General features: G+C 68.9%; 3 protein-coding genes and 1 pseudogene. 2 read left to right on the top strand and 2 right to left on the bottom strand.

Features of this window, described 5'->3' with window-relative positions; translation table 11 throughout:
• Together ACOJTD_RS17515 and ACOJTD_RS17510 are read right to left on the bottom strand one after the other, a co-directional pair.
• The coding region (locus ACOJTD_RS17515) for a FecCD family ABC transporter permease (RefSeq protein WP_420134154.1) at positions 1–659 on the bottom strand (659 nt) is incomplete at its 3' end.
• 119 nt (positions 660–778) lie between these two features.
• A pseudogene (locus ACOJTD_RS17510) lies at positions 779–1,210 on the bottom strand (ATP-binding protein); the annotation flags it as partial.
• Between the two features lie 312 nt (positions 1,211–1,522).
• On the opposite strand from ACOJTD_RS17510, the gene ACOJTD_RS17505 reads away from it, so the two are divergent.
• Together ACOJTD_RS17505 and ACOJTD_RS17500 are read left to right on the top strand one after the other, a co-directional pair.
• Positions 1,523–1,696, top strand: a complete 174-nt coding sequence (locus ACOJTD_RS17505) for a hypothetical protein (protein ID WP_420134153.1) — start codon at positions 1,523–1,525, stop codon at positions 1,694–1,696.
• Positions 1,680–2,130: recombinase family protein (locus ACOJTD_RS17500; protein WP_420134152.1), on the top strand; the 451-nt coding region annotated here is incomplete at its 3' end. The genes ACOJTD_RS17505 and ACOJTD_RS17500, both read left to right, overlap by 17 nt.

The following is a 2,130-nucleotide window of genomic DNA, read 5'->3' as shown; positions in this document are numbered from 1 at the left end:
AGGCTGACCATGATCGCGGTCGCGAGCGTGGTCATGCCGATCAGCGTCGCCTGGACCCGGCGCACCGGCACGCCGAGGGCGGCGGCCGCGTCCGCCCCGAAGGCGAAAGCGTCCATCGCCCGCGCCTGCCCGATGCAGACCGCCAGCGCCAGCAGGGCGACGGGAGCTGCGAGCGTCGCGTCCGGCCAGCGCACGCCGGACAGATTTCCCAGCAGCCAGAACATGACGCCCCGCGCCTGCTCGGCGTTGGCGGATTTCGCGATGAAGAACGAGGTGAGCGCGTTGAAGAGCTGCGACCCGGCGATCCCCGCCAGGATCAGCTGCGCCGATCCGCCCCCCGCCGCCCGGGCCAGCGCCGCGACCAGCAGGAAGGCGAGGGTCGCGCCCCCGAAGGCCCCTGCGGACAGGCCGATCGCCCCGCCGCCGAGGCCCAGGATCGTCACCGCCACCGCGCCCGTCGAAGCCCCGGCCGAGACCCTGAGCAGATAGGGGTCGGCCAGGGCGTTGCGCACCAGCGACTGGAGCACCACGCCCGACAGCGCGAGCCCGGCGCCGCAGGCCGCGGCGACCAGCGTGCGCGGCAGGCGGTAGCTCCAGACGATGCCGGCGTCGATCGGATTGTCAACGGCGGAGGAAAAACCAGCCAAGTGGCGGCGCAGAACGCTGCCACTTCGAGATGCTGGAAATGGTGGTTGGGCGGGGTGAGCGCCTTGGCGCGCGCTCGCCACATAGCTGGCGCGTGCCAAGGCGCTCTGGCCCGTCAGGGCCAATCTGCGGGTCAGGGTTTGGCGGCGGTCTTTTGCGCCCGGCTCTGGGTCAGCCGATAGCTGTCGCCGTTCATCTCGAGAATGGTGACGTGATGCGTCAGGCGGTCGAGCAGCGCGCCGGTGAGGCGCTCGGAGCCGAAGGTCTCTGTCCATTCGTCGAAGGGCAGGTTGCTGGTGATCAAGGTGGAGCCGCGCTCGTAGCGCTGGCTGATCAACTCGAACAGCAGTTCTGCGCCGGTCTTGCTGAGGGGGACGAAGCCGAGCTCGTCGATGATCAGGAGCTTGTGGCCGGCCAGCTGTTTCTGCAAGCGCAGCAGCCGGCGCTCATCGCGGGCCTCCATCAGTTCGTGCACCAGAGCGGCGGCGGTGGTGAAGCCGACGGAGAGCCCCTTTTGGCAGGCGGCCAGGCCGAGCCCCAGGGAGACATGGGTCTTGCCGGTGCCGCACGAAGCAGGGTCATAATGCCCGTTACCACGGCGGCGACGGCAGAATACGCTATCGATTTCACCCTCTCTTCGACCAAACCGTTGTCGTTACGGGGTGCAAGCGGCACGGCGGCGCCATTCTTCTGACGATCGTCCAGCCGGACGGCACGCTGGCTCAGATGCCGAGCTGGATGCTGGAGGATAGCGCGGCGGCGATGACAGTGTGCGATGCGCCGCGCCTGACGCTGTCCTGTTTGCGCGGTCTCCGCCTGGAACTCGACGCCTGTCTAAGCTCGCTGCGTGGCGACTCCCGCCCCGAAGGAGACGAGCATGCGACGCCGGCGACCGATCCAGCGCCAACCCGACCTCTTCGCGACCGACGACCCGCCCGGCGCGCCGGCGGTCGTCGCCGATCGGCCGATGCTGACGGCGCTGGTGAGCCTGCTCCTGTCGGAGACGGCGCGCCCGGAAGCAACGGAGGGAAATCGTGAAGATCACCTCTGATCATCTGGCGCGCGGCGCCTACGTCTACGTCCGGCAGTCGACCGCCGACCAACTCGCCAACAATCCCGAGAGCCGGCGTCGTCAGTACGGCCTTGCCGAGCACGCCAAGGCCCTCGGCTGGTCCGACGTGACGGTCATCGACGATGATCTCGGCCGCTCCGGATCCGGCGTCAGCCGGCCCGGTTTCGAGCGGCTGCTCGCGGCGATCTGCGAAGGCCGCGTCGGCGCGGTCTTCGCCATCGAAGCGTCGCGTCTGGCCCGCAACGGGCGCGACTGGCACACGCTGATCGAATTCTGCGGCCTCGTCGGCACGTTGATCGTCGACGAAGATGGCGCCTACGAGCCGCGTCATCCCAATGACCGCCTGTTGCTGGGCATGAAAGGTACGATGAGCGAGCTGGAGCTGTCGATTCTGCGCGCCCGCTCGTACGAGG

Origin of the sequence: Rhodopseudomonas sp. (assembly GCF_048594845.1) — a bacterium.
Classification (GTDB): Bacteria; Pseudomonadota; Alphaproteobacteria; order Rhizobiales; family Xanthobacteraceae; genus Rhodopseudomonas.
This window is presented reverse-complemented; position numbering and strand designations above follow the sequence as displayed.